Source organism: Corynebacterium variabile (genome assembly GCF_006539825.1).
In the GTDB taxonomy this organism is placed as follows: domain Bacteria; phylum Actinomycetota; class Actinomycetes; order Mycobacteriales; family Mycobacteriaceae; genus Corynebacterium; species Corynebacterium variabile.
On record NZ_BJNT01000008.1, the window covers coordinates 52,749 to 78,633 of the forward strand.

The 25,885-nt window shown below is 68.2% G+C and carries 22 protein-coding genes; 8 read left to right on the plus strand and 14 right to left on the minus strand.

The window, feature by feature from the left end:
* The first annotated feature begins 22 nt into the window (after positions 1 to 22).
* Entirely contained in the window at positions 23 to 3,469 is a 3,447-nt protein-coding gene (locus CVA01_RS05625; protein ID WP_073884610.1) for a pyruvate carboxylase, read from the plus strand.
* A gap of 48 nt (positions 3,470 to 3,517) precedes the next feature.
* On the opposite strand, the gene CVA01_RS05630 is transcribed toward CVA01_RS05625, so the two are convergent.
* Positions 3,518 to 3,973 carry an Lrp/AsnC family transcriptional regulator gene (locus tag CVA01_RS05630; protein WP_041629798.1) on the minus strand — a complete coding sequence of 152 codons (456 nt, stop codon included), beginning with the start codon at positions 3,971 to 3,973 and terminating at the stop codon, positions 3,518 to 3,520.
* 83 nt (positions 3,974 to 4,056) lie between these two features.
* Here CVA01_RS05630 and CVA01_RS05635 point away from each other — a divergent pair, with 83 nt between their 5' ends.
* Positions 4,057 to 4,692, plus strand: coding sequence for a LysE family translocator (locus tag CVA01_RS05635; protein ID WP_014009091.1), 636 nt, complete (start codon positions 4,057 to 4,059; stop codon positions 4,690 to 4,692).
* A 7-nt stretch (positions 4,693 to 4,699) separates the two neighbouring features.
* Here CVA01_RS05635 and CVA01_RS05640 read toward each other — a convergent pair whose 3' ends face one another.
* The 8 genes from CVA01_RS05640 to purD all read right to left on the minus strand — a co-directional run bounded on the left by CVA01_RS05640 (position 4,700) and on the right by purD (position 14,287).
* A complete protein-coding gene (locus tag CVA01_RS05640) occupies positions 4,700 to 5,401 on the minus strand; it encodes a VIT1/CCC1 transporter family protein (RefSeq protein ID WP_141329285.1) in 702 nt (233 codons plus the stop codon).
* A gap of 84 nt (positions 5,402 to 5,485) precedes the next feature.
* The gene (purB, locus tag CVA01_RS05645) at positions 5,486 to 6,916 is read right to left on the minus strand and encodes an adenylosuccinate lyase (RefSeq protein ID WP_141329287.1); all 1,431 of its coding nucleotides are present in this window, start codon (positions 6,914 to 6,916) and stop codon (positions 5,486 to 5,488) included.
* Between the two features lie 448 nt (positions 6,917 to 7,364).
* Complete coding sequence (locus tag CVA01_RS05650; RefSeq protein WP_014009088.1) at positions 7,365 to 8,618, minus strand: alpha-hydroxy acid oxidase; 1,254 nt, start codon at positions 8,616 to 8,618, stop codon at positions 7,365 to 7,367.
* A 28-nt stretch (positions 8,619 to 8,646) separates the two neighbouring features.
* The gene (locus CVA01_RS05655; protein ID WP_141329289.1) at positions 8,647 to 10,329 is read right to left on the minus strand and encodes an L-lactate permease; all 1,683 of its coding nucleotides are present in this window, start codon (positions 10,327 to 10,329) and stop codon (positions 8,647 to 8,649) included.
* A 108-nt stretch (positions 10,330 to 10,437) separates the two neighbouring features.
* The gene (locus tag CVA01_RS05660) at positions 10,438 to 11,271 is read right to left on the minus strand and encodes an Fpg/Nei family DNA glycosylase (protein WP_141329291.1); all 834 of its coding nucleotides are present in this window, start codon (positions 11,269 to 11,271) and stop codon (positions 10,438 to 10,440) included.
* Positions 11,264 to 12,289: a YbjN domain-containing protein gene (locus CVA01_RS05665; RefSeq protein ID WP_141329293.1), complete on the minus strand. Its 1,026-nt coding sequence runs from the start codon at positions 12,287 to 12,289 to the stop codon at positions 11,264 to 11,266. Before CVA01_RS05665 ends, CVA01_RS05660 begins: the two co-directional genes overlap by 8 nt.
* A complete protein-coding gene (locus tag CVA01_RS05670) occupies positions 12,290 to 12,994 on the minus strand; it encodes a hypothetical protein (protein WP_073884606.1) in 705 nt (234 codons plus the stop codon). It abuts the gene before it with no gap.
* 3 nt (positions 12,995 to 12,997) lie between these two features.
* Complete coding sequence (gene purD, locus CVA01_RS05675; protein ID WP_141329295.1) at positions 12,998 to 14,287, minus strand: phosphoribosylamine--glycine ligase; 1,290 nt, start codon at positions 14,285 to 14,287, stop codon at positions 12,998 to 13,000.
* Positions 14,288 to 14,330: 43 nt separating this feature from the next.
* Here purD and CVA01_RS05680 point away from each other — a divergent pair, with 43 nt between their 5' ends.
* From CVA01_RS05680 to CVA01_RS05690, 3 genes are all read left to right on the plus strand, one after another.
* A complete protein-coding gene (locus CVA01_RS05680; RefSeq protein ID WP_141329297.1) occupies positions 14,331 to 14,759 on the plus strand; it encodes an HIT family protein in 429 nt (142 codons plus the stop codon).
* Positions 14,760 to 14,765: 6 nt separating this feature from the next.
* On the plus strand, positions 14,766 to 15,755 hold the full coding sequence (locus tag CVA01_RS05685) for an alpha/beta fold hydrolase (protein ID WP_014009081.1): 990 nt from the start codon (positions 14,766 to 14,768) through the stop codon (positions 15,753 to 15,755).
* Between the two features lie 225 nt (positions 15,756 to 15,980).
* Entirely contained in the window at positions 15,981 to 16,706 is a 726-nt protein-coding gene (locus tag CVA01_RS05690) for an alpha/beta fold hydrolase (protein WP_014009080.1), read from the plus strand.
* On the opposite strand, the gene CVA01_RS05695 is transcribed toward CVA01_RS05690, so the two are convergent.
* Entirely contained in the window at positions 16,703 to 18,229 is a 1,527-nt protein-coding gene (locus CVA01_RS05695) for a sensor histidine kinase (protein WP_244938176.1), read from the minus strand. The genes CVA01_RS05690 and CVA01_RS05695 overlap by 4 nt on opposite strands.
* A gap of 66 nt (positions 18,230 to 18,295) precedes the next feature.
* A complete protein-coding gene (locus CVA01_RS05700) occupies positions 18,296 to 19,030 on the minus strand; it encodes a response regulator transcription factor (RefSeq protein ID WP_141329303.1) in 735 nt (244 codons plus the stop codon).
* Positions 19,031 to 19,177: 147 nt separating this feature from the next.
* Here CVA01_RS05700 and CVA01_RS05705 point away from each other — a divergent pair, with 147 nt between their 5' ends.
* Complete coding sequence (locus tag CVA01_RS05705; protein ID WP_141329305.1) at positions 19,178 to 19,900, plus strand: L,D-transpeptidase; 723 nt, start codon at positions 19,178 to 19,180, stop codon at positions 19,898 to 19,900.
* A gap of 101 nt (positions 19,901 to 20,001) precedes the next feature.
* Here the strand turns inward: CVA01_RS05705 and crtI are convergent, their stop codons facing one another.
* Both crtI and CVA01_RS05715 read right to left on the minus strand, forming a co-directional pair.
* A complete protein-coding gene (gene crtI / locus CVA01_RS05710; RefSeq protein ID WP_141329307.1) occupies positions 20,002 to 21,576 on the minus strand; it encodes a phytoene desaturase family protein in 1,575 nt (524 codons plus the stop codon).
* A complete protein-coding gene (locus CVA01_RS05715; RefSeq protein ID WP_307723358.1) occupies positions 21,573 to 22,469 on the minus strand; it encodes a phytoene/squalene synthase family protein in 897 nt (298 codons plus the stop codon). The genes crtI and CVA01_RS05715 overlap by 4 nt, the downstream gene beginning before the upstream one ends.
* Positions 22,470 to 22,505: 36 nt before the next feature.
* Between CVA01_RS05715 and nhaA the strand changes: the two genes are divergently transcribed.
* Together nhaA and CVA01_RS05725 are read left to right on the plus strand one after the other, a co-directional pair.
* Positions 22,506 to 23,705 carry a Na+/H+ antiporter NhaA gene (gene nhaA / locus CVA01_RS05720; protein ID WP_041629792.1) on the plus strand — a complete coding sequence of 400 codons (1,200 nt, stop codon included), beginning with the start codon at positions 22,506 to 22,508 and terminating at the stop codon, positions 23,703 to 23,705.
* A 131-nt stretch (positions 23,706 to 23,836) separates the two neighbouring features.
* Positions 23,837 to 25,126, plus strand: coding sequence for an MFS transporter (locus CVA01_RS05725; RefSeq protein ID WP_141329308.1), 1,290 nt, complete (start codon positions 23,837 to 23,839; stop codon positions 25,124 to 25,126).
* Positions 25,127 to 25,222: 96 nt separating this feature from the next.
* On the opposite strand, the gene CVA01_RS05730 is transcribed toward CVA01_RS05725, so the two are convergent.
* Positions 25,223 to 25,741 (minus strand): GNAT family N-acetyltransferase, encoded by a 519-nt coding sequence (locus tag CVA01_RS05730; protein ID WP_141329310.1) that lies wholly within the window; start codon positions 25,739 to 25,741, stop codon positions 25,223 to 25,225.
* Between the last annotated feature and the right edge of the window lie 144 nt (positions 25,742 to 25,885).

A 25,885-nucleotide genomic window follows, 5' to 3' on the forward strand; every position in this document is an offset into this window, starting at 1 on the left:
AACCAGAAAGGACGCGCCTCACATGGCCTCCCCTTCACTGCCCTCCTTCGAGAAGATCGTCGTCGCCAACCGCGGTGAGATCGCCGTCCGCGCCTTCCGCGCCGCCTACGAGACCGGTGCACAGACCGTCGCGGTGTACCCCCGCGAGGACCGCAACTCCTTCCACCGTTCCTTCGCCGACGAAGCCGTGCGCATCGGCACCGAGGGGTCGCCCGTCAAGGCCTACCTCGACATCGACGAGATCATCCGGGCCGCGAAGCAGACCGGGGCGGACGCCGTCTACCCGGGTTACGGCTTCCTCTCGGAGAACGCCGAACTCGCCCGGAAGTGTGCCGCCAACGGCATCACCTTCATCGGCCCGTCCCCGGAGACCCTGGACCTCACCGGTGACAAGTCCGCCGCGGTCGAGGCCGCGCGCAAAGCCGGCCTGCCGATCCTCGACGACTCAGCCCCCAGCGAGGACATCGACGAGCTCGTCTCCTTCGCGGAAGGACGCACCTACCCGCTGTTCGTCAAGGCCGTCGCCGGTGGTGGAGGACGCGGTATGCGCTTCGTCGCTTCCCCCGACGAGCTGGCCGAGAAGGCTGCCGAGGCGTCCCGTGAGGCAGCCGCCGCCTTCGGTGACGGCCGTGTCTACATCGAGCGTGCGGTGATCAACCCCCAGCACATCGAGGTCCAGATCCTCGGTGACACCCAGGGCAACATCATCCACCTCTTCGAGCGCGACTGCTCCCTGCAGCGCCGCCACCAGAAGGTCGTGGAGATCGCCCCGGCACAGCACATCTCCGCCGAACTGCGCGACCGGATCTGCGCGGACGCGGTGAAGTTCTGTGAGTCGATCAACTACTACGGTGCCGGCACCGTGGAGTTCCTCGTCGACGAGAACGAGAACCACGTCTTCATCGAGATGAACCCACGCATCCAGGTCGAGCACACGGTGACCGAGGAGGTCACCTCCGTCGACCTGGTGAAGTCGCAGATGAACATCCTCGCCGGTGCGTCCCTCGCGGATCTGGGCCTCAGCCAGGACAGCATCGAGCTGCGCGGTGCGGCCCTGCAGACCCGCATCACCACCGAGGACCCGAACAACGGTTTCCGCCCGGACACCGGCGTCATCACCGCGTACCGCTCCCCGGGCGGAGCGGGCGTGCGTCTCGACGGTGCGGCGTCCCTCGGTGGCGAGATCACCGCGCACTTCGACTCGATGCTGGTGAAGATGACCTGCCGTGGCGCGGACTTCGCCCAGGCGGTCACCCGTGCCCAGCGCGCGCTCAACGAGTTCACCGTCTCCGGTGTCGCAACCAACATCGGCTTCCTGCGGGCCCTGCTGCGGGAGGACGACTTCCAGCACCACCGCATCTCCACGTCCTTCATCGCCGACCACCCGTGGCTGCTGCAGGCCCCGCCGGCCGACGACGAGGCCGGACGGCTGCTCGACTACCTCGCCGACGTGACCGTCAACCGGCCAAACGGTGAGCGGCCGACCGATCTGGTCCCCCACCGCAAGCTGCCGTCGGTCGTGCCGGTGAAGGACGCGACCACCGCCGGTGAAGGTCTCATGGCGCCGCCGCTGCCGCTGGGCTGCCGCGACCGCCTGCTCGAGGTCGGCCCCGCCGAGTTCGCCCGTCAGCTGCGTGCCCAGGAGGCCCTGGCCGTCACCGACACGACCTTCCGTGACGCACACCAGTCCCTGCTGGCCACCCGCGTGCGCACCACCGCCCTGGTGGACGCCGCGGAGGCCGTCGCCCGGCTGACCCCGGAGCTGCTGTCCGTCGAGGCCTGGGGTGGTGCGACCTACGACGTCGCCCTGCAGTTCCTCCACGAGGACCCGTGGGAGCGCCTGGGCCAGCTGCGCGAGGCCATGCCGAACACGAACATCCAGATGCTGCTGCGCGGCCGCAACACCGTCGGCTACACCCCGTACCCCGACGTGGTCTGCCGTTCGTTCGTCGCCGAGGCCGCGAAAAGCGGTGTAGACATCTTCCGCATCTTCGATGCCCTCAACGACATCGACCAGATGCGCACCGCCATCGACGCGGTACTGGAGACCGGCACCGGCGTCGCCGAGGTCGCCATGGCCTACGCCGGTGACCTCTCCAACCCGGCCGAGGACCTCTACACCCTCGACTACTACCTGAAGCTCGCCGAACAGATCGTGGAGTCCGGCGCGCACGTCCTGGCGATCAAGGACATGGCCGGACTGCTCCGCCCGCAGGCAGCGTCCACCCTGGTGACCGCCCTGCGGAAGAACTTCGACCTGCCGGTCCACGTCCACACCCACGACACCGCCGGCGGACAGCTCGCGACCTACCTCGCCGCTGCCCAGGCAGGTGCGGACGCGGTGGACGGCGCGTCCGCCGCGATGGCCGGGACCACCTCCCAGCCGTCACTGTCCGCCATCGTCGCGGCCTTCGCACACACCGACCGGGACACCGGCATCTCGCTGGACGCGGTGAACTCCCTGGAGCCCTACTGGGAGGCCGTGCGCACCCTGTACAGCCCCTTCGAGTCCGGACTGGCCGGCCCGACGGGTCGCGTGTACACCCACGAGATCCCGGGTGGCCAGCTGTCCAACCTGCGGACCCAGGCCACCGCCCTCGGCCTCGGCGACCGGTTCGAGCTCATCGAGGACGCCTACGCGGGCGTCAACAAGCTGCTCGGCCGGCCGACCAAGGTTACCCCGTCCTCCAAGGTCGTCGGTGACCTCGCGCTGCACCTCGTCGGTGCCGGTGTGACCGTCGAGGAGTTCGCCGCGGACCCGCAGAAGTACGACATCCCGGCGTCCGTCATCGCCTTCCTGCGCGGTGAGCTGGGCACCCCGCCCGGTGGCTGGCCCGAGCCGCTGCGCACGAAGGCTCTGGAAGGTCGTGCCTCGACCGCGTCCCGCGTCACCGAGGTTCCGGCCGAGGAGGAGGCGCACCTCAATGGTGAATCCTCCGACGAGCGTCGTGATGCGCTGAGCCGCCTGCTCTTCCCGAAGGAGTCGAAGGGCTTCGCCGAGCACGAGCGTCAGTTCGGCGATGTCTCCGTGCTCACCGACCGCCAGTTCTTCTACGGCCTCCAGGAAGGCGAGGAGACCGCCGTGCGGATCAAGGGCAACCCGCCGATGGTGGTGCGCCTGGATGCCGTGGGTGAGCCCGACGAGAAGGGCATGCGTCAGGTCGTGATGAACGTCAACGGCCAGATCCGCCCGATGCGGGTGCGTGACCGGTCCGTCGAGTCCGTCACCGCCGCCGCCGAGAAGGCCGATCCTGCCGTGGCCGGCCATGTCGCCGCACCGTTCGCCGGTGCGGTGACCGTCACCGCGAAGGTCGGCGACGAGGTCGAGGCCGGCGACGCCGTGGCCGTCATCGAGGCCATGAAGATGGAGGCGTCGATCACCGCTCCGGTCGCCGGCAAGGTCGCCCGCGTCGTCATGACCCAGCCGACCAAGGTGGAGGGCGGCGACCTGCTCGTCGTCGTGGAGTAGTACTCCGCCGCTGCAGCGACTCCACCATGCCCCCCCCCCGGCCCGCGTCTACAACCGCGGACCGGGGGCACCGGTGTCTATGCGCTTCATGACCATGGTGGAGGTCAGCCGTTCCACCCCGGGCAGGGTGCCGAGCACCGTGTCGTAGAGCTCCTGGTAGCCGGCGAGGTCCCGGCTGAGCGTCCGCAGGATGAAGTCTGTCTCGCCGAAGAGCCGCTCTGCGGAGATGACGGCCGGCTCAGCGGCGACCGCCTTCTCGAAGGCCGCGACAGTGGCCTGGTCGGTCCGCCCCATCGTCACCATGACGAGAGCCTCGAAGCCCAGTCCGAGCGCTTCGGGGGCGATCTCGGCATGGTAGCCGCGGATCGCCCCGGAGCTCTCGAGATCCTTCACCCTGCGGTGGCAGGCGGAGACGCTGAGCCGGACCTTCCGGGCGAGATCGGTGACACTCATCCGACCGTCCCGCTGAAGGTACGACATTATTTCCCTGTCAACGGCATCCATACGCAATATTATTGCACGTTACCGTCCCAACCGACGAAAACTCAGGAACACCTCCCCGGGAACCCGCAATAAACTTGTGACGCGTGGAAACAGCACTCGTCCTCCAGTTCGCACTCACCGCCGGCCTCTTCTCACTCATGCCCGGCGCCGACTGGGCCTACGCCATCACCGCGGGCCTCCGGTCCCGGTCCATCGTTGCGCCGATCCTCGGACTGGCCAGTGGATACGTCGTCGTCGTGTCGGTGATTGCCATGGGCGTAGGCGCCGTGGTGGCGTCCTCCCCCGGGATTCTCACGGCACTGACCGTGGTCGGGGCGTCCTACATCCTCTGGCTCGGCGTGAGCACGCTACTCGGGGTGACATCCGGCGACGGGACGCTCGTCGCGGTGACGGGCACAGAGTCCGCCGACCGCAGCGGCAGTCTGCGGCAGTACCTGCACGGCATGGGCGTCAGCGGCATCAACCCCAAGGGCCTCATGCTGCTGCTCGCCCTGCTCCCCCAGTTCCTCACCGAGGGAGGCTGGGCCTCCGGTGTCCAGATCCTCCTGCTCGGCGGTATCTTCATCCTCGAGATCCTCGTCGTCTACTCCGGCGTGGCGGTGGCCGCCCGCTCCCTGCTGCGCTCGCGTCCCCGGCTGAGCATGGCGGTCAGTGTGGCCTCCGGGCTCTTCCTCACGGTCTTCGGTACCTGGCTTCTGCTCGACGCGCTGGTCGTCTAGACGTCCGTCAGACGTCGAACAACGAGCCGACCGCGTAGGTCGCCGCGAGTCCCAGTGCACCGCCGATGACGAGGCGGGCGACGGACTTCCCCACCGGGTTCCCGCCGAGCCGCGCGGAGACTGCACCGGTCACCGCGAGAGCGAGCAGCGTCACCACGGTCACGACGACCGCAGCCACACTGTGCGGGGCTATCAGGACCGCCAGCATCGGCAGCAGCGCCCCGAGGATGAACGACACCGCCGAGGATCCGGCCGCGGCCCAGGGGCTGGTGAGGTCCTCCTCGTCGATACCGAGTTCCAGCTGCAGGTGGGCCCGCAGCGGATCCCCCGCCTGGATTTCCGCGGCGGCCTTCTCCGCCGTCTCTGCCGAGATGCCGTAACCCCGGAGGATCCCCGCCATCTCCTCGGTCTCCTCGGCCGGCATGTCCGTCAACTCGCCGGTTTCCTTGGCGATCAACGACTTCTCGCTGTCGCGCTGTGCGGAGACGGAAACGTACTCCCCCAGAGCCATCGAGACCGCACCCGCGACGGCAGCAGCCATGCCCGCGGTGAAGATCGCGGTGGACCCCGCCCCGGAGGCGATGACGCCTAGCAGCAGGGCGGAGGTCGAGACGATGCCGTCGTTGGCACCCAGCACCCCGGCCCGCAGGGTGTTGAGTTTCGCGTTGACGGAGGTCGGATGGGCTTCGCCCGGATGTGCGGTGGTCATATCCCCAGCGTATGCGACAGATTCGTGCTGTGACCAGCATGGACAGGCAACCCTGCAGGATCGCCGGCGCCGTCCTGAAACGCCCTAGAGGATATCGCCGGGGGTGTAGGCGGCGGCGTCCGGGTACTTGGCGACGACGGCGGCGACGCGGGCGAGGACGCGGGCGGTCTGGTCCTCCGCCGCACCGATGAAGGCGTGACGGTCGGCCAAGGCCGCGGTGAGGGCGTCGGCGTCCAGCGGGAGACGCTCATCGGCGGCGAGGCGGGCGACGAGGTCTTGTCCGCCACCGTTCTCGCGCATGTTCAGTGCGACGGCGACGGCGTTCTCCTTGATGACCTCGTGGGCGGTCTCCCGGCCGACTCCGGCGCGCACCGCGGCCATGAGAATACGGGTCGTGGCGAGGAACGGCAGGTAACGCTCCAGCTCACGGTCGATCATCGCGGGGAACGCACCGAACTCGTCGAGGACGGTGAGGAAGGTCTCGCACTGACCGTCGAAGGCGAAGAAGGCGTCCGGCAGAGCGACACGGCGGACGACCGAGCAGAAGACGTCGCCCTCGTTCCACTGGGAACCGGCGAGGTCGGAGGCCATGGTCATGTAGCCGCGGAGGATGATCTGCATGCCGCCGACGCGCTCGCAGGAGCGGGCGTTCATCTTGTGCGGCATGGCGGAGGAACCGACCTGGCCCTCCTTGAATCCCTCGGTGACGGTCTCGTTGCCGGCCATGAGGCGGATGGTCATCGACAGGGACGACATCGCGGCACCGGTCTCCACCAGGGCGGAGAGGGCGTCGAAGTCAAGGGAACGCGGGTAGACCTGGCCGACGGAGTCGAAGATGCGGGAGAAACCGAGCTCCTCGGCGATCTTCTTCTCGAACTCGGCGAGCTTGTCCACGTCGCCGCCGAGAAGGTCCAGCATGTCCTGGCTGGTGCCCATCGGGCCCTTGATGCCGCGCAGCGGGTAGCGGGACAGCAGGTCCTCGATGCGCTCAATGCCGAGCATGAGCTCGTCGGCGGCGGACGCGAACCGCTTGCCGAGGGTGGTGGCCTGGGCGGCGACGTTGTGGGAACGGCCGGCCATGACGAGGGTCTTGTACTCCCCGGCGCGGGTCGCGATGCGGGCGAGGACGGCGACGGCCTTGTCGCGGGCGATCTCGAGGGAGCGGCGGATCTGCAGCTGCTCCACGTTCTCGGTGAGGTCGCGGGAGGTCATGCCCTTGTGGATGTCCTCGTGACCGGCCAGCGCATTGAACTCCTCGATGCGGGCCTTGACGTCGTGGCGGGTGACCTTCTCCCGCTCGGCGATGGAGGCGAGGTCGATGGTCTCGATGACGCGCTCGTAGTCTTCGACGGCACCGTCGGCGATATCCACCCCCATCTCCTTCTGGGCCTTCATCACGGCGATCCACAGCCGGCGCTCGGCGAGGATCTTGTCCTCGGGGCTCCAGATGCGGGTCAGCTCAGGAGAGGCGTAGCGGTCAGCCAGGACATTGGAGATCTTCTTCTTGTCAGCCACGCGTTCCAGTATCCCACATGGTGCGGCAACTGCTGCCACCGTGCCTGCGGTCACCCGAATCTGTACCCGATCATCACGTTTCTGGAGGACGCAGACAACGGCAAGGCCAGATCCGTCATGATTGTGTACGCCCCATGGGACGGGGTGCTGCTCCCGTGGGGAGGGGCCATGCGTTCTCTCCGCTCTGCGCTGCACCTCCCATTCCTCGACGTTTCCCTCACCGTCGCCGCCCTCGTGTTGACTGCATGTTCGTCGGACGACGACTCCTCCTCCGAGACCCCCTGCCGACGCCCGGACCTCGACGCCACCGGTTCTCAGCAACATATCCGATGACGGTACCTGCGATCCCGGGGACATCGACCACACCGAAGTGACCGTCCCCGCCCACGATGATGCGAACACGTCCGAGACCTGCACCATGGGCGTGGCGTGATCTCGATGACCGGGGCTACAGCACCTGCTGGCCAGGCTTCTCCACCCGGTTGAAGCGGGAGAGCTGGGTGACATGCTCCGGGGTCAGCTCACCGATGGTGTTGACCTGCAGCAGTTTCATGGTGCGCTCGATCTGGGACTGCAGGATCGAGATGGTGCGGTCCACGCCCTCGCGTCCTCCGGCCATGAGCCCGTACAGGTAGGCACGGCCGATGAGGGTGAAGTCCGCGCCGAGCGCCATGGCGGCGACGATGTCCGCACCGTTCATGATGCCGGTGTCGACGATGAGCTCCATGTCATCGCCCACAGCGTCCCGCACCGAGGGGAGCAGCTGGAACGGCACAGGGGCACGGTCGAGCTGGCGTCCGCCGTGGTTGGACAGGACGACGGCATCCACCCCGAGCTCGGCGAGCGTCACCGAGTCCTCGACATTCTGGACGCCCTTCACGGCGATCTTGCCCGGCCACATCTCCCGGATGATCTCGAGATCCTTGAAGTTGATCGTCGGATCCATCGCGGAATCCAGCAGCTCGCCGACGGTACCGCCGGTCGAGGACAGGGACGCGAACTCCAGCGGCGGGGTGGTGAGGAAGTCGATCCACCACCAGGGCCGGGGGATGGCGTCCAGAATGGTCTTCGCCGTGAGCTGCGGCGGGATGGAGAAACCGTGGCGGGTGTCGCGCATGCGGTTGCCGGCGACGGGGGTGTCCACGGTGAAGAAGAGGGTGTCGTAGCCGGCCTGCGCGGCACGTTCGACAAGACCGTAGGAGATGTCCCGGTCCTTCATGACGTAGAGCTGGAACCAGTTGCGGCCGGCCGGGTTGGTGGCCCTGACATCTTCGATGGAGGTGGTGCCGAGCGTGGACAGCGTGAACGGGATGCGGGCGGACGCGGCGGCACCGGCACCGGCGATCTCCCCCTCGGTCTGCATCAGGCGGGTGAATCCGGTCGGTGCGATACCGAACGGCAGCGCCGAGGTGCCGCCGAGGATCTCGGTGGTGGTGTCGATGTGGGAGGCGTCCCTGAGGATCGACGGGTGGAACTCGACATCCTCGAAAGCCCGGCGCGCACGGGCGAGGGAGATCTCGCCCTCCGCGGCGCCGTCGGTGTAGTCGAAGGCGGACGCCGGGGTCCGGCGTTTCGCGATCTTCCTCAGGTCGTAGATGGTGAGGGCCTTCTCCAACCGACGCTTCTTCGCGTTGAACTCGGGCTTCTTGAACTGCATGAGCTCAAGGATCTCGGACGGGTGCGGGAACTGACGTGTAACCATGTGAAACTATGGTACGCCTGGTCTGAACCTACGGCAGCATACCTTCTAGGATTCCCGACTGCAGGCCGTTGAGCAGGCAGAGTGCGACCAGCATGCCGATGCTCCACCACACGACCTTGCGCAGGATCACGGACTCCTTGCCGACGAGTCCCACCGCCGTCGCGACGATCGCCAGGTTCTGCGGGCTGATGAGCTTGGCGACCACGCCACCGGAGGTGTTGGACGCCACCATCAGCGCCGGATCCAGGTCCGCACCCTCGGCGGCGGTCTGCTGCAGCGTGGCGAACAGGGCGTTGGCACTCGTGTCCGAACCGGTCACCGCGGTACCGAGCCAGCCGAGGACCGGGGCGAAGAACGCGAAGGCTGCACCGGCACCGGCGATCCAGGTGCCCACGGTGATGGTCTGACCCGACAGGTTCATCACATAGGCCAGTGACAGCACCGAGACGACGGTGAGGATCGTCCAGCGCATCTTGACCACGTTGTCGACGTAGAGCTTCGCCGCGCTCGTCAGCGGGTAGCGGTACACCAGCGCCACGATGACGCCACAGATCAGCAGCAGTGATCCCGGCGACGACAGCCACTGGAAGCTGAAGACCGTGGCGGTCGAGACTTCCCCGGACGCCGTGGCCACATCACCGTCGAGTCCGGGCCAGCCGAAGCTGAGGTCAGTGTCCGCCAGGAAGTCCTTCAGCGGAGTCCACAGCTTCGCGAAACTGAAGACCGCGACGACCAGCAGGTAAGGGAACAGAGCCATGGCGATACGACCGCCGGTGAGCTCGCGGTCAGTGTCCCGCTCCCCCATGGCGTCCTTCGCGATCTGCGCGTTCTCGCCGGTAGCCTCGGCGTCCTCCTTCTCCCGCTCCATGCCGAGACGCTCCGTGGCTTCCGCGGTGCCCTGCGGGGACCAGAAGCGCAGCACGATCACGGCGGTCGCCAGACCCGCCAGCGACGAGATGATGTCGGTGAGCTCGACCGAGATGTGGTTGGACGCCAGGAACTGGGCGGCGGCGAAAACGGCACCGACGGCCAGGGCGACGGGCCAGCAGTTCTTGAGGCCGCGACGTCCGTCCACGATGATCAGGAGGAACAGCGGGACGACGAGAGCGAGGAGCGGCGTCTGCCGACCGATGATCGCACCGATGTGCTCGTAGTCGATGCCGGTGAGGTTGCCGGCGGTGATCACGGGGGTGGCGATGGCGCCGAAGGCCACCGGGGCGGTGTTCGCGACGAGGACGGCGACGGCTGCACGCATGCGCGGGAAGCCGACGGCCAGGAGCATCACACCGGTGATCGCCAGCGGCGCGCCGAAACCGGCGAGCGCCTCGAGCATGCCGCCGAAGCAGAAGGCGATGAGGATGGCCTGGATGCGGGGATCGTCCGAGATACTGTCGATGACCGCGCGGAGATCCTGGAACCTCCCCGCCTTGACGGTGATCTCGTAGAACCAGATCGCGGCGATGACGATCCACAGGATCGGGAACAGTCCGAAGACCGCACCCTGGGTGGCGGACAGTCCCGCCAGGTCAGCGGGCATGCCGTAGGCGGCGACCGCGATGACGAGCGCGACGGCGAGTGCCGCCAGGCCAGCCCAGTGGGCACGCCATTTCAGGACGCCGAGGGTGAGGAACACCGTGAGAAGGGGCAGGAGAGCGACGAGCGCGGACAGGAAGGTGTTGTCCGCGACCGGTGCCAGATCAGGTTGGTACATGAAGGCTCCGTGAGGTCGGGCGGCGATGGGGTGCGCCACTGGATCGGTCAAGAGTTAACGACACCACACTAATGTGCTGTCGCTCACAAATCTACGACGGGGGTCTGGTCAACCCCGCTGGCACACCGGACACCAGTAGATCTTCCGCCCTGCCATCTCCCCCGTCTCGACCGGCGTCCCGCACACCAGGCAGGGCAACCCGGCGCGTCGGTACACGTACACCTCTCCCCCGTGGTCGTCCTTGCGTGGCGGACGCCCCATTGCCTCCGGCGTGTGCTCCGGGCGGACGGTGTCGATCCGTCCTGCCACCTCGCCGTAGGTCATGAGGTCGACCATGTCCGACCAGATCTCGTCCAGCTCCGCCGTGGTCAGGGACTTCCCCGGACGCGTCGGATCGATGCCCAGCCGGAAAAGCACCTCGGTGCGGTAGATACTGCCCACACCGGCGTAGAGCGCCTGGTCCATGAGCAGCGCCCCGACGGGCTTCGACGAGCGTCGGGTCTTCGCCAGTGCCGTCTCCAGCTTCCGTGCGTTGAGTTCCCCGGCCGGGGTGCCCCCACCGACGACGCGCAACGGGTCGACACCGAGTTTCGCGACCGCGGCGTCCTCCTCGACCGGGGTGACCAGGGCACACCGCTGCGGGCCGCGCAGGTCGGCGGCGACCGTGTCATCGGCGATGCGCAGCCGCACCTGCCCGCGCGGGGCGGCGAGGGGCTCGAACTGCAGCGTGCCGATCAGGCCGAGGTGAATATGGACCGTGCCCGCTGTAAAGTGCACGAAGAGGTGCTTTCCCCAGGCCTCGGCGTCGGTGAGCACCGACCCGTCGAGCAGGGACGCCTCGGTGGCGAACCGCCCCTGTGGCGACACCACCGACACTTCCTCACCACCGAACCTGGTGGTCAATCCCGTGGCGAGGCGGTGGATGACATGCCCCTCAGGCATCGGCGGACCCGTCCTCGACGCCGTCTGTGCCCGCGCTGTCCTCCCGGATCTCGGAGAGCAGCATCAGCACGGTCTCCCGCACCGCTACCCGGTCGCGGGTCACCGCATCGGTGAGCTGTGCGTCCGAGAGCCCGGACCCGACCGGACGGTGGACTGCACAGGTGAGGTTCGCCCCGTCGAACACCGCAACGACGCTCCCGGACAGCGCGTTGACCCGGCCGCACAATGCATGCAGCCAGTCCACCGTGTCCGGGTCGAGGCTGCCCGGGGTACCGAGAGCGATGCCGGAGGAGACACTGAGGGTGCCGTCGTGCAGCGCGACGTCAGGACCGTCGGCGAAACGCAGATAGCCGTTGCCGCGCCGACCGGACACACCCGACTCCTTCACCTCGGTCCGGCCCACGACCTCGACCCCGATCCGCGGCAGGAGCACCGCCGGAGTCTTGCCCCCGAGCAGTCCGTAGGGGTTGCCGTCGACGACGAGCGCGGTGATGTCGCCGTCGGCGACCTGCCCGACGGGTGCCGCGACTGCGTCGGTCGCCGCGCCCGGCCACCGCTGCCCGAGGTACTCCCGCAGCGCCGACAGGCCGGCGAGCGCCCGGCGCATCCATTCGTCGAGCTGCTGCACGGTCACCCCGGCACCGCAGGTCATCACACTGTCGGCACAGACCCGGATCTGGTCGGAGTCGTCCAGTCTGGCGTACGCCCGCGGTACCGTGTGTCCCGCGTTCCAGCTGTTCAGCGCGGTGTCCACACCGGACCCGGCCCCAAGCCCCGCCGTCGGGGCGACGGTCCCGTGCCACACCGCCTCCAACCGCACGGTGAGCGGACCGGTCGTCGCGGAGACGTCGACATCGAAGTCGTCGACATCCTCACCACCGACCTCGACGAACACCCGGCGCACTACCGAGGACGCCGCCTCCGCGTCCGGGTGCCGGGCCGGAGCAATACTCTCCGTCCCCGGGTCAGGGGCGTCCTTCCACTGCCGTCGGGTCTTCGACGATTTCCTGCCGAACATCTACTCCTGCCCTTCCTGGGTCCCGGTGATCTGCGCGACCTGCTTCTCGGCGAGTTCGGTGAGCAGCTCGACGTCGGTGACCCCTGCCGCGGTGACGCGGAAGTGCACGTCATCGACTGTGCCGACGACGGTGGTGACCAGTTCCTCACCGGGCGTCGCGGAATCACTGAGCACGGTGATGACGGAGGTGTCGTCGGTGTCGGCGACCGAGGCCTTCTGCACGGTGGCGTGGAAGGTCGTCTCCGTGCCGGAGGAGTCCGTGCGGGTGAAGTCGCCGCAGTCCCCGGCATCGATCTCCCCGGACGCCAGGTCGGCGGTGTCCCCGGCATCGGCGGTGGACACGATCGCGTCGATGACCGCCGGATCATTCTCGTCGTCCGGGAGGAACTCGACGGCGTCGACGGCATCCTGATGGTCGTAGAGTTCCGCGATGATCGAGTCGGAGCTCGGCACCAGGGCCGCGCAGGATTCCGGTTCGGTCGTCACACCCGCCATCGCGGCGTCCAGCTGCTGGCCGAGGTCGTCGCCGGAATCGGTGAGCACCTCGGAGACGCTGTTCCACGTGTAGCCCGCCGGTGCGTCCTCCTCGGCGAGGAGCATCGGGGCGACCTCGGAGGTGTCGGTCGGCTCATCGTTGCCGCAGGCGGCGAGGGCGAGAACGGCGGCAGCTGTGGCGGCGAGTGTGGTCAGGGAATGCCGACGCATGCGCTACTCCGGGATCGCGATCCGGCCCTCGACGGCGGCGAGGCCGATGTCGGAACGGTAGTGGCCACCGGGCAGGTCGATGGTCTCCAGCTCGGCGTAGGCCTTCGCGCGGGCCTCCTCCAGGGTCGCCCCGCGACCGATGACATTGAGGACGCGGCCACCGGCGGACACCAGGCCGCCCTCCCGCGCCGGATCCTCGGCGACGCCGGCGGCGCGGACGCCACGGCCCCCGTCACCGGCTGCGGCACCCTCGATCGGCACACCGGTCACCGGTGCCTCCGGGTAGCCTCCGGCGGCGAGGACGACAGTCACCGCGTACCCGTCCTCCCACTCCAGCGGGGGCAGGTCAGCCAGGGTACCGTTCGCCACGGCGGCCAGCACACCGCCGATCGGGGTCTTCAGCAGGTCGAGGACGGCCTGGGTCTCCGGGTCACCGAAGCGGCAGTTGAACTCGACGACTGCGGGACCGTCCGAACCCCAGGCCAGACCGGCGTAGAGCAGACCGGAGAACGGGCAGCCCTCCTTCACCATCTGCTTCGCGACGGGAACGCAGACCTCGTCGACGATGCGCTGCACACCGTCGGTCGGAAGCCAGGGCAGCGGGGTGTAGGCACCCATGCCGCCGGTGTTCGGGCCCTCGTCGTTGTCGCGGACACGCTTGTGGTCCTGGGCGGGCAGCAGCGGGACGACGGTCTCGCCGTCGACCAGGCAGAACAGGGAGACCTCAGGGCCGTCGAGGAAGCTCTCGAGCAGGACCGGGTTACCGGCGGCGTGGACATCGTGGACGTGCTGCACCGCGGCGGTGCGGTCGGGGGTGACCACCACGCCCTTGCCGCCGGCGAGTCCGTCATCCTTGACGACCCAGGTCGGTCCGAAGCGGTCGATCGCGGCACCGATCTCCTCGTCGGAGGCACCCGGGCCGACGGCCTCGGCGTGGGCGGTCTTCACACCGGCGGACGCCATGATCCCCTTGGCGAAGGCCTTGGAGCCCTCGATGCGGGCGGCGGATCCGGAGGGACCGAAGACGGCGAAGCCCTCGGCACGCAGGGCGTCGGCGACACCGGCGACCAGCGGGATCTCCGGGCCGATGACGACGAGGTCCGGGGTCAGCTCCCGGGCGAGTGCGACGACCGCCGCGGCGTCCTCCCCCCTGATACCGGGGTGCAGGGTTGCCACGCCACCGATGCCCGGGTTACCGGGGGCGACGTGCACCTCCGTCACCGAGGGGTCGAGCGAGAGGGAATAGGCCAGGGCGTGTTCGCGGGCTCCGTTGCCGATGACGAGTGTGCGCATGACTTCCGATCTTAACGGCTCCAGTGTGACTACGATCGGCAGCATGGCATCTGTCTTCAGCAAGATCATCGCCGGCGAGATCCCCGGCCGTTTCGTGTACCGCGACGAGACCGTCGTCGCCTTCCTGACCATCGAGCCGGTGGCCTACGGGCACACCCTCGTGGTGCCGGTCGAGGAGGTCGACCGCTGGACCGACCTGGACCCCGAACTGTGGGCCCATCTCAACGAAGTCGCCCAGGAGGTCGGGGCCACGATCGTAGAACAGTTCGGGTGCCCGCGCGCCGGTTACCTCATCGCCGGGTTCGAGGTCCCGCACACCCACATCCACGTCTTCCCCGCCGCCGACATGTCCGGCTACAACCTCGCCAACGCCCTCGGCATGGACGAGACCGATCCGGTGCAGATGGAGGAGGCGGCCGCGAAAATCCGTCTCGGCCTGCAGTCCCGTGGTGTCTCCGGCGTCAGCGAGTAGCAGACCGTGAACACCGGCAACTCCGACGACGACCTCGCCCCGTATATCGATGCGCTGACATCTGCGGCGGCCGAGGAGACCGCCGATCCGGAGCAGCATTCGTGGGCGGAGCAGCTGGCCTCGTTCTCGGCCGGGCTGCGCAACACCTTCGGGTTCACGTCGCGGCTGGTCAAGCTGGCCCCGCAGCCGCCGGGAGAGGAGCCGGTGCCGATGGGCGCCCGGCAGTGTTTCGCCGGGTACGTCGACGACCTGTGGCATGCGAAGCCGCCGGCGTACCGGCCGTACCCGGTGATTCTGGTCCACGGCACGATCTCCTCGAAGTCGGTGTGGCAGAACCTGGTCACCGATCTGCGCGACGACGGGTTCGTGGTCTTCGCCCCCGATTACGGACGCCACGGCACCGGCGAGATCCGCCAGTCCGCCAAGGACGTGGGCGCGTACATCGACCAGGTGCTCTCGGCGACGGGAGCAGAGAAGGTCGACATCGTCGCCCACTCCCAGGGTGGTCTGCTGGCCCGGTACCTCATCAACCAGATGGACTTCGACACGAAGGTCCACCACCTGGTCACGCTGTCCGCGCCGCACCACGGAACGACGATGAGTGCACAGCTGACCTCGCTGATCTCCGCGAATGAACTCGCGGCGAAGGTCGCCGAGACGACGGTGACACGGATGATGGGTGTGGCCGGGATGCAGCAGGTCGTCGGGTCGCCGCTGCTGGGGGACCTGTCCTATTCGCCGGAGACGCGGCCGGGAGTGCGCTACACCTGTTTCGCCACGAAGGTGGACACCACGGTCGTGCCGCCGGAGTCCGGCTTCCTGGAGCCGGACGCCACGGATGACACCGGTGACCGGGTCCCCGTCGAGGTCACCAATGAGTTCGTCCAGGATCTGGGTGCCGGTCGCGTCCTGCACAACGAGATGCCCTCGGACCCGAAAGTGCAGCGCATCGTGCACGGCCGGCTGGTGGAGGCACTGGAGGACACGCTGGAGTGACGGGAGGACGCGCGGGGACAGGGCTCTCCGCTTCTCCTCCACCACCATGTGACCCGGAGTTTGCGTCACCGATTCAGCAGTTCTCTGCCACGGATCCGATCAAACGGTGATGCAAACTCGTGAGACCGGTGCTGGCCTGGGCCACCGGCGCTGTCATCGGCGCCGTCTCCTCCCACGACCGGGCACCGGTCCGCCGCCGGGAGTGAGGGTGGCACCATAGTTGGAGTGAACATTCCACTTCTGGGCCGACTGCCCGATCTCCTGCCCGATGACGCCTGGGCCGAATCCCGCCACCGGCGTCCTTATCCCCGCACCGACGACCCGGCGACCCGGCCGGTCGTCCTGGTCCACGGTGCGGTCGGCTCCCGCAGCAACTTCACCGGTGTCGCCGCCGCACTGAAGGACTCCGGCCATCCCGTTCTCTCTGTCTCCTACGGCCATCACGGCACCATGCCGCTGCGCCGTAACTTCACCGAAATCCGCGAGAAGCTCGCGAACATCATTGCGGACGCCGGCACCGTCGACCTCGTCGGACACTCCCAGGGTGGTCTGCTGGCCCTCGCCGCGTCCGGCACCCCGGAACTGCAGGGCAGGGTCGGACGCGTCGTCGGCATCGGCGCGGACTTCCGCGGCATCACCGGGTTCCGGCGCATCATGCCGCTGGCCACCCGCATCGTCCCCGCCTGGCGCGGGCATCTCGCCGACTCCCCCGAAATGGCGACGCTGATGAACTACGCGACCCGTTCGACGGTCCCGGTCACCCAGATCCTCACACTCCGGGACGCCTACATCCCCGCCGACCGGGCCCGGGCCTTCACCGACGAGGACGCCGCCTCCGGAACGCCCGCCCACCGTGGCCCCACCGAGGTCATCGAGATCGACGGTATTCCCCACGAGAAGCTGCCGTACAGCCGATGGGTCGGACGCCTCGTCGCCGAGGCGCTCAGCTAGAGTTCCTCGATCTCACTCTCGTCGAGCATCTCGGCCGCCGCCGGAAGGCGCACGTGGAATGTCGTGCCCTCCCCGAGCTCGCTCTCCACGGTGATCGTTCCGCCGTGGGCCTCGACCAGACTCTTGACGATCGACAGGCCCAGTCCCGACCCGCCGGACGCCCGCGAACGGGAGACATCGGCACGGTAGAAGCGCTCGAACAGGTGCGGCACATCCTCGGCCGGGATACCCGCACCGTCGTCGATGACATCGACCCCCACCGTCGCCGGCTGGACGCCAGGGTCGGACTGGGTGAGCCTGAGGGTCACCGAGGCGTCCGCCCCACCGTGGCGCAGCGCATTCGTCATGAGGTTTCCGATGACCTGGTGCAGCCGGTCGGAATCGCCGATGGTCACCGGGATCGAGCGCGTCTGGTTGGACAGGGACACGGAGCGGCCCGGGAAGCCGGCCTTGGCGTTCTCCACCGCGGCGATACCGAGGTCCAGCAGATCCACCGGTTCGCGGCGCATCGGGCGTCCCTCATCCATGCGCACCAGGGTCAGCAGGTCCTCGACCAGCAGACTCATCCGGCCGGCCTCCGAAGAGATGCGGTCGATGACCATGTCGGCGTCCCGGGTGGCGCCGGACTTGTACAGGTCGGCATACCCGCGGACGCTGGTCAGTGGGGTACGCAGTTCATGGGAGGCGTCCCCGATGAAGCGACGCATCGCCGACTCGGCCTCGCGCGCCTGCCTCTCGGAACGGTTGGTGGCGATGAACGCGCCCTGGATCTGGGCGAGCATCCGGTTGAGTGCGCCGGACAAGCGACCGACCTCGGTATTCGGTGACCACTCCGGAACACGTTCGTCGAGCTGCCCCTTGGCGATCCGCCCGGCGGTGCGCTCGACCAGGTACAGCGGTTGCAGGGCACGGCGGACGAGGTAGAGACTTCCCGCCACCAGCAGCACCAGGACGATGACGCCGATCGTCACCAGCACCACGAGGAGCTGGCTCATGATGTGGTACTCGCCCGCCATCGGCAATGCGATGACGACGACCTGCCCGTCGTCGTTGACCACAGAGGCGGCCCGCCACGGCGCGGAGTTCTCCGACCCGTCACTCGCGGGCACTGTCACCGGTGGCGTGGCCTCGGTGATCGTCGAGACATCCGGGGAGGATCTTCCCTCCTGAGGATTATTGGAGGGGACCGGTTTCTTGAATGGTCCGACCTCGACGATCGTCGCCACGTAGAACTGGCTCGGCGGACTCGACGGCCCCGGCTTACCGGTCGCCTGGGCCTCCAGGTCTTCCACCGGACCGTTCGCCCACTCATGGGTGGCAGTGGTGAGCTGGTCATCCACCCGGTTGGTGAGGAACTGCTGCATCATCCCGCTGACGACAGCACCGGAGACGGCGAGCCCCAGAGCCGCCATCGTCGTCATGACGAGAACGAGCGACACCCGGAGCGGAAAGTGGGACAGGAAGACACCCGGATAGCGGCGCGCGCTCCTGTCCTTCGTCCCCGCCCGTCCGCCGGACCGCATGCTCACCACAGGTCGGTACCTCAGTTCTGCGTCAGTTGCGTGTTGGTCTGCGTGCTCGTCTGCGTCCTAGTTGCGCGGCATGCGCAGCACGTAGCCCACACCACGGACAGTGTGGATCAGGTGCGGTTCCTGCGTGTCGATCTTCCGACGCAGGTAGGAGACATAGGACTCGACGACATTGCCGTCGCCGCCGAAGTCGTACTCCCACACCGCGTCGAGGATCTTCGCCTTGGAGACCACGACTTCCGCGTTGATGAGGAGGTAACGCAGCAGCTTGAACTCGGTCGGCGAGAGGTCGACGACCTGCCCTCCCTTGGTCACCTCGTGCATGTCGTCGGAGAGGGTGAGGTCGGCGTAGGTGATCAGTGACTCGTCCTCCTTCTCCTCCGGGTGGACGCGGCGCAGGATCACCCGCAGTCGGGTGATGACCTCCTCCAGGGCGAAGGGCTTGGCGACGTAGTCGTCGGCACCGAGGGTCAGGCCGTGGATACGGTCGTCGACGGCGTCCTTGGCGGTGAGGAAGAGGACCGGAGCCTCGTCGCCGGCCTCGCGGAGCTTGTTGAGCACGGTGAAGCCGTCCATCCCCGGCATCATGACATCGAGGATGTAGGCGTCCGGCTGGAAGTCCTCGGCGATCTCCAGGGCGGACGCACCGTCGTTGGCGGTACGCACGTCGAAGTCCTGGAACTCCAGCCGGGCCTTGATGAGGTCGGCGATATTGGCTTCATCATCGACGACGAGTACCCGGGTGTCGTGGGTGGAAACTGTCTGATGATTCTGGTGGGTCAGCGGCACGGTCATGCTTCCTAGTGTGGACAGACACCCCGGAAAACGGGTGCATACCTCCTGTACTTTACCTGTGGAACTGCCGGGGATTCGCCGACACCGCCGCCCCATAGCCGACTGAGTTCTGGTCAACCACCCCCTGAACAGCTAAAGTGTGTCCCCGTGACTACGAACTACACCTACCATGGACGCCACCGCGCGGTCTCCCACACCCACACCCGCCGGAACATCGCCCTCGTCGGCGCTTCCACGGCGGCCCTGGCCGGCCTCGGTGCCGCCCCCGCCATGGCAAACCCACTCGATGACCTCCGTGCGCAGGTCACCGATGGCGCGCTCGACGCCCACGACAGTGCTCTGGAGCAGTCCGGCCAGGTGCCGGAGGAATTCCGTGACGTCTACGAGCAGGGCGTCACCGACCTCACCAACGCCGTCGCCCCGGGCGCCCTCGACGAGCGCGCGGCCGCCCGCGCCGCCGCCGAGGCCGCTGCTGCCGAGCAGGCCCGTCAGGACGCCTGGAACGACACGACGAACACGCCGTGCCCCGCCACCGCGAAGGCCTGCGTCGATCTCGACGGTCGCCGTGCCTGGCTGACCGACGGTGGCAACACCGTCTACGGTCCGGTCTACATCTCCTCCGGCGCCCCGGGCGCGGACACCGAGACCCCGCGCGGCACCTTCCACGTGACCTACAAGGTCAAGGACGAGGTCAGCCGCGAGTTCAACGACGCCCCGATGCCGAACTCCGTGTACTTCACCTGGTCCGGCCATGCCTTCCACCAGGGCAACCCGAACGTCGACTCCGCCGGCTGCATCCACCTCGGTGGCAGCGACTCGGACGCCTTCTTCAACCAGCTCCACGAGGGCGACGAGGTCTTCATCTACTAGTCCCCGCTCCCCGGGCGACGCCGGACGACGCTGAGAGCCCCGCACACGACTCAGGGTGTGCGGGGCTCCGTCATGTCTGCCGAGCCCGCTTCTACCCCGGTCTACCCCAGTCGACTGAGCACGTTCTCCGCGCTGATCAGACACATCGGCACCCCGACCCCGGGTGTGGTCGTCGACCCGGCGTAGTAGAGGTTCTCCACCGCACGCGAGCGGTTCGTCCCGCGCAGGAACGCCGACTGACCCAGGGTGTGTGCCAGGCCCAGTGCCCAGCCGTGCCAGGAGTGGTACCGCCCGGCGAAGTCCGCCGGCCCCAGGGTGCGGCGCACCACGATGCGGGACGCCAGGTCGTCGATCCCGGCGCGCTCGGCGATCAGATCCACCACGGCATCGGCGATCTGCTCGACCCGTGCCGAGCCGACCCCGTCCGACGCATAGGCCGACCCTCCACCGAGCCCGGGATCCGCAGCCACCGGGACCAGCACGAAAAGGTTCTCGTGCCCGTCCGGGGCGACCTCCGGATCCGTCACCGAAGGCTTCGAGACGTAGACGGAATCGGAGGCCCCGCCGCGCTCGAAGACCGCCGCGAAGTCCGGCGTCCAGTCCTCGCTGAAGATCAGGGTGTGGTGCGCCAGCTCCGGAAGTCCACCACGGACCCCGAGCATCACGACGACGGCACCGACACCGGCGTCCACCCGCGTCCAGTGCTGTTCCGGCCAGGTCCGCAGTCCGGCCGGCAACAGGACGGTCTCCGTGTGGTGCAGGTCGGCGGCACTGACGACGAGGTCGGCGTCCAGCACCGTCCCGTCGTAGAGCTCCACCCCGGTCGCCCGGGCACGGTCCGGCCAGATCCGCCCGAGTCCGGGGATCCGGCGCAACGGATTGGCGGACGCCCGGTCGGTCCGGATCCCGGTGACCTCCGCGTCGGTACGGATGTCGGCGCCGTTGTCTTCGGCGAGGCGTCGCACCGCGTCCACCACCGCGGTGAACCCGCCGAGCGGGTACTTCACGCCCTGGACCAGGTCGGTGTAGCTCATCAGCTGGTAGAGCGCCGGTGTCGCCGACGGCCGCGAAGACAGGAACACCGCGGGGTAGGACAGGATCTGCCGCAGTCGACGGTCCGTGAAGCGCGCGTTCACGAGATTCTCCAGCGAACCGCTGAGCAGGCGGGCCAGGCGTCCTGCCCGGCGCAGCACCGCCCGTCCAAGGAAAGGACGCGGCGAGGAGAAGTGGGTGTAGAGGAACCGGTCGACGGCGATGCGGTAGGTGTCGCCGGCTTCGGCGAGGTAGCGGCGGACCGTCTCCCCCGCCCCCGGTTCGATCCTTTCGAACAGGGACGCCACAGCATCCTCCCCGACGGGCACGTCCACCGGATCCAGCCCCTCGGGCAGGACGCGGTACCCCGGATGCAGGTCCACCAGATCGAGCTCCGCCTCCGTCGAGCTGCCCATGAGTCCGAAGAACCGGTCGAAGGCCTCGGGCATGAGGTACCAGCTCGGGCCGGTGTCCCAGCGGAACCCCGGGGCGTCGTCGACGGTGAGGGACCCGGCACGACCGCCGACGGTGTCCCCCTTCTCCAGCAGGGTCACCGCATACCCGTTGCGGGCGAGCAGACCGGCGGTCGCCAGTCCTGCCACGCCGCCGCCGATGACGACGGCACGCTGTGATCCCCGCGTCACGACAGCACCGCCTTGCCGGCGGCACGCAGGGTCACGACTGTCTTCACCCGGGTGGGCACGCTGACCCGTACCGCGTCCGCACCGGTGAGGTCGGCGGCAGGGGTCTCCCGCAGACGGTCGACGAGTGCCCGGTAGAGCGCGGCAGCGGCGGCCACCCCGGCGCGGGTTCCCCGGGGCAGGGCCGGAATGCGCGAACACCCGGCGTCCAGTTCCACGACACACTCGTCGAGCAGGGCGTTCTTCGCGTGCTCGGTGAGTGTCCCGTCAGAGGCGGTCGGCAGGTAATGGCGGTGCAGGACGGTGATGTCCGCGCCGATGTCGCGCAGGAAGTTGACCTTCTGGAACGCCGATCCGAGCGATGCTGCCCCTTCCGCCAGCCACTGCGGATCTGCCGTCACGTCACCGTGGGTCCGGAAGATGTCGAGGCACATCAGGCCGATGACCTCGGCAGACCCGTGGACATACTCCGCGAGGCTGGCGTCATCGTGGACGCCGGGGTCCAGGTCTGCGCGCATCGAGGCGAAGAAGGCCCGCAGGTGCGCCGGGTCCAGGTGGCAGCGCCTGGCGGTGCCGGCGAAAGCGTGCAGGACCGGGTCGGTGTGGAAGGCAGGGGCGGTGGGGTCCGCGGCGCCGAGCACGGTGTCCTCGTAGGTGTCGAGGAGTGTGCGGATGCCCGTGGCGTCCTCCCCGGCGGACTCGGCGGCCCCGTCGACGATCTCGTCGGCGATCCGGACGACGGCGTAGAGGTTGCAGACATCGCGGCGCACCGGTGGGGACAGCAGGCGCGTGGCCAGGGTGAAGGAGGTCGAGTACCCGGCGATGACCTCGGCCGCGACCCGGTCGGCCATCGCCTGGTACCGGTCGTCGGTCCTCTCCGTCCTGCGCCATGTCACGGATCAACTGTACCGTCAGGAGTACCGTTTCCCACCATGACCGGTTCAAGCCCCACCCCGTTTGCCCGCGCCGTGCGTTTCCTCACCACAGACAAGGGTGGCGGCATCCTCCTCCTCATCGCGACGGTCATCGCGCTGGTGTGGGCGAACAGCGGATTCTCCGGGGGTTACACTGGGCTGCGGGACGCCGAGATCGGCCCGGAGTGGGCGGATCTGCATCTCAGCGTCGGCGAGTGGGCCTCCGACGGGCTGCTGGCGATCTTCTTCTTCGTCACCGGACTGGAACTCAAGCAGGAGTTCCTCACCGGTGCACTGCGCCGGGTACAGGACGCCCTGGTGCCGGTGCTCGCCGCCTGCGGTGGTGTCGCGGTGCCGGCGATCCTCTACACCGTGGTGAATGCCGCGGCGAACGGCGGCGACACGTCCGGTTGGGCGGTCCCGGCGGCCACCGACATCGCCTTCGCGGTCTCCGTCCTCGCCGTGGTCGGATCGCATCTGCCGCAGCGGCTGCGCGTGTTCCTGCTGACGCTGGCCGTCGTCGACGACCTCATCGGCATCCTCATCATCGCCTTCTTCTTCGCCGACGACCTCAACCTCGGGTTCCTCGCCCTCGCGCTGGTGCCGTTGGTCCTGTTCGCGGTCGCCACGCAGCGCGGATTCGACCAGTCGTGGCTGCTGACGCCGCTGGCGGTGCTGACCTGGGCGTTGGTCCACCACTCCGGGATCCACGCCACGATCTCGGCGGTGGTCCTCGGGTTCATGGTCCCGGTGACGTCCAGGGCCGGCAAGGCGACCTCACACCGGTTCTCGGCGGCACTGGGCCCCTGGTCGTCGCTGCTGGTGCTGCCGGTCTTCGCCTTCTTCGCCGCGGGTGTGACCGTCGGCGGTTGGTCCGGTCTGACGGATTCCTGGGCGGACCCGGTGGCCTACGGCGTGATCATCGCACTGGTCGTCGGCAAGCCGCTGGGCATCACGGTGACGACCTGGCTGACCTCGAAACTGCCCGGCATGGCGCTGGCATCTTCCTTGAGGTGGCCGGACATCATCGGCATGGGCATGGTCGCCGGCATCGGCTTCACCGTCTCCCTGCTGGTCAGTGAACTGACCTTCGGGGCGGGCACCGTCCTCGACGATCATGCGAAGGTCGGCGTCCTCACGGCATCCCTGCTCTCGGCGATCCTCGGCGGCGCGTATCTGGCGGTGAGGAACCGGAAGTACGCGCGGGCTGCGCAGTGACCCCCGTACACAATCGTGACGGATTCACGGTGTCCGGACACTGCACCGGCCCGATCCGTGACGATTGTGTACGCCACTGCGCAGGCCACCACCCTCCCGGGTAGTTTCGCCGCACACCGTATCCTGTGGGCATGACCGCCCCCGCCACCACAACCCGCACCGACCGCCACACGGTCACCGCCTGGGCCTTCTGGGACTTCGGCTCCGCCGCCTTCAACGCCGTCCTCGTCACCTTCATCTTCTCCGTCTACCTCACCGACTCGGTCGGCGACTCCCTCGGCGGATCCGTCAGCGCGTCCACCTGGTACGGTGCTGCGATCGCCGTCGCCGGCGTCATCATCGCGGTAACCGCCCCGGTGGTCGGACGCCGCGCGGACGCCCGGGGGAAGCGCCGCAGCGCGGTGCGGACCTGGACGCTGGTCACCGTCGCGCTGATGCTGCTGCTCGTCTTCGTCGGTGACGACGCCCCGGGCTACTTCTGGCTGGGCGCGGTGATCATGGCGGTCGGCTCGGTGACCTTCCAGTTCGCCGAGGTCGGCTACTTCGCGATGCTCAACCAGGTCTCCACGAAGGACAGCGTCGGCCGGGTCTCCGGCTTCGGCTGGGCGATGGGCTACTTCGGCGGCATCTTCCTGCTGCTGTTCTGCTACGTCGGATTCATCGCCGGTGACGGAGACACCCGCGGCCTGTTCAACGTCACCACCGACGACGGCTGGAACGTCCGGATCGTCGCCCTGCTCGCCGCCGTGTGGTTCGGGCTGTCGGCGATCCCGCTGTTCCGTCGCATCCCCGAGGTCGAGCCGAACGGGGCTGAAGCGACCGGGTGGAAGGACTCCTACCGGGCCCTGTTCCACAACATCGCCGTACTGTGGCGCACCGACCGGAAAGCCGTGTGGTTCCTCATCTCCTCGGCCGTCTTCCGCGACGGCCTGGCCGGCGTGTTCACCTTCGGCGCGATTCTCGCGGTCTCCGTCTACGACCTGTCGGACGCCGATGTCCTGATCTTCGGCGTCGGTGCGAACGTCGTCGCCGCCCTGGGTGCGCTGCTGGCAGGACGCCTCGACGACCGTCGCGGCCCGGTGCCGGTCATCGCCGTCTCCCTGGTGCTCATGGTCGCCATCGCCCTGGTGCTCTTCATCGTCTCCGGACCGCTGATGTTCTGGATCTTCGGACTGGCCCTGTGCCTGTTCGTCGGCCCGGCGCAGTCGGCGTCGCGTTCCTACCTGTCCCGGATCTGCCCGCCGGGACGCGAAGGTGAGATGTTCGGCCTCTACGCCACCACCGGCCGCGCGGTGAGCTGGCTCGCCCCTGCCATGTTCGCCCTGTTCACCGGGATCGCCGGCACTGACCGCGCCGGCATCCTCGGCATCGGGCTGGTGCTGCTCGTCGGCGTCGCCCTGCTGCTGAAGACCTCGCGGTAGCCGAACCCGATCACCACCCCTGCCGGGACATGAACGAACAGCAGTGCGGTGACGGCGGTGGGCACCGGGCACCACCTCGTCAGGGTCGGCAGCGGGTCAGTCGAGGGTGATCTGCATGAGCGTCATCGCGAGGCGACGCCCGAACTTGGTCCCCACCTCCGGCAGGACGCCCACCGTGGAGAACCCGAGCTTCTCGTGTAGTGCGAGTGACGCCGTGTTCCCGGACTCGATCGCCGCGACCATGACATGCTTGCCCTCGTCCCTGGCCCGGACCAGGAGCTCGGTCATCAGCGCGGTACCGACGCCTCCGGTGCGCGCGTCAGTGGAGACGTAGACCGAATTCTCGACGGTGTCGCGAAACCCGTCATAGCTCCGGAAGTCCCCGTAGGTGGCGTAGCCGAGGACGCGACCGTCGGCGCCGACGGCGGTGAGTGCGACCGTGCCGGGCACCTGGTGCGCGTGGAGCCAGTCACGGCGGTTGCCGACGTCGACGGTGTCGTTGTTCCACACGGCGACCGTGGTGACGACCGCGTCATTGTAGATCTCGGTGATGGCGGGAAGGTCGGCGTCACAGCTGCTGCGGACGCTGATCTGCGAAGCTCCGGAGTTCGGCATGCTCCACAGCTTAAAGCACACCCCTGTTCTCCACCGACGTGATGTGCCCCGAGACACTGACATGCCGAAACCGCGTAACAGACACAGCACTATTCGTTGTTGCGGGTTCTTGTTCTATGGATAACGAGATACCCCATGCCCGTG

Bases quoted from the DNA above. Each gene is read 5' to 3' on its own strand.
- CVA01_RS05625 (WP_073884610.1), top strand. From the start codon at position 23: ATGGCCTCCCCTTCACTGCCCTCCTTCGAGAAGATCGTCGTCGCCAAC.
- CVA01_RS05630 (WP_041629798.1), bottom strand. From the start codon at position 3,973: ATGGATGCCGTTGACAGGGAAATAATGTCGTACCTTCAGCGGGACGGT.
- CVA01_RS05640 (WP_141329285.1), bottom strand. From the start codon at position 5,401: ATGACCACCGCACATCCGGGCGAAGCCCATCCGACCTCCGTCAACGCG.
- CVA01_RS05650 (WP_014009088.1), bottom strand. From the start codon at position 8,618: ATGGTTACACGTCAGTTCCCGCACCCGTCCGAGATCCTTGAGCTCATG.
- CVA01_RS05655 (WP_141329289.1), bottom strand. From the start codon at position 10,329: ATGTACCAACCTGATCTGGCACCGGTCGCGGACAACACCTTCCTGTCC.
- CVA01_RS05660 (WP_141329291.1), bottom strand. From the start codon at position 11,271: ATGCCTGAGGGGCATGTCATCCACCGCCTCGCCACGGGATTGACCACC.
- CVA01_RS05665 (WP_141329293.1), bottom strand. From the start codon at position 12,289: ATGTTCGGCAGGAAATCGTCGAAGACCCGACGGCAGTGGAAGGACGCC.
- CVA01_RS05670 (WP_073884606.1), bottom strand. From the start codon at position 12,994: ATGCGTCGGCATTCCCTGACCACACTCGCCGCCACAGCTGCCGCCGTT.
- purD (WP_141329295.1), bottom strand. From the start codon at position 14,287: ATGCGCACACTCGTCATCGGCAACGGAGCCCGCGAACACGCCCTGGCC.
- CVA01_RS05680 (WP_141329297.1), top strand. From the start codon at position 14,331: ATGGCATCTGTCTTCAGCAAGATCATCGCCGGCGAGATCCCCGGCCGT.
- CVA01_RS05695 (WP_244938176.1), bottom strand. From the start codon at position 18,229: ATGCGGTCCGGCGGACGGGCGGGGACGAAGGACAGGAGCGCGCGCCGC.
- CVA01_RS05700 (WP_141329303.1), bottom strand. From the start codon at position 19,030: ATGACCGTGCCGCTGACCCACCAGAATCATCAGACAGTTTCCACCCAC.
- nhaA (WP_041629792.1), top strand. From the start codon at position 22,506: ATGACCGGTTCAAGCCCCACCCCGTTTGCCCGCGCCGTGCGTTTCCTC.
- CVA01_RS05725 (WP_141329308.1), top strand. From the start codon at position 23,837: ATGACCGCCCCCGCCACCACAACCCGCACCGACCGCCACACGGTCACC.
- CVA01_RS05730 (WP_141329310.1), bottom strand. From the start codon at position 25,741: ATGCCGAACTCCGGAGCTTCGCAGATCAGCGTCCGCAGCAGCTGTGAC.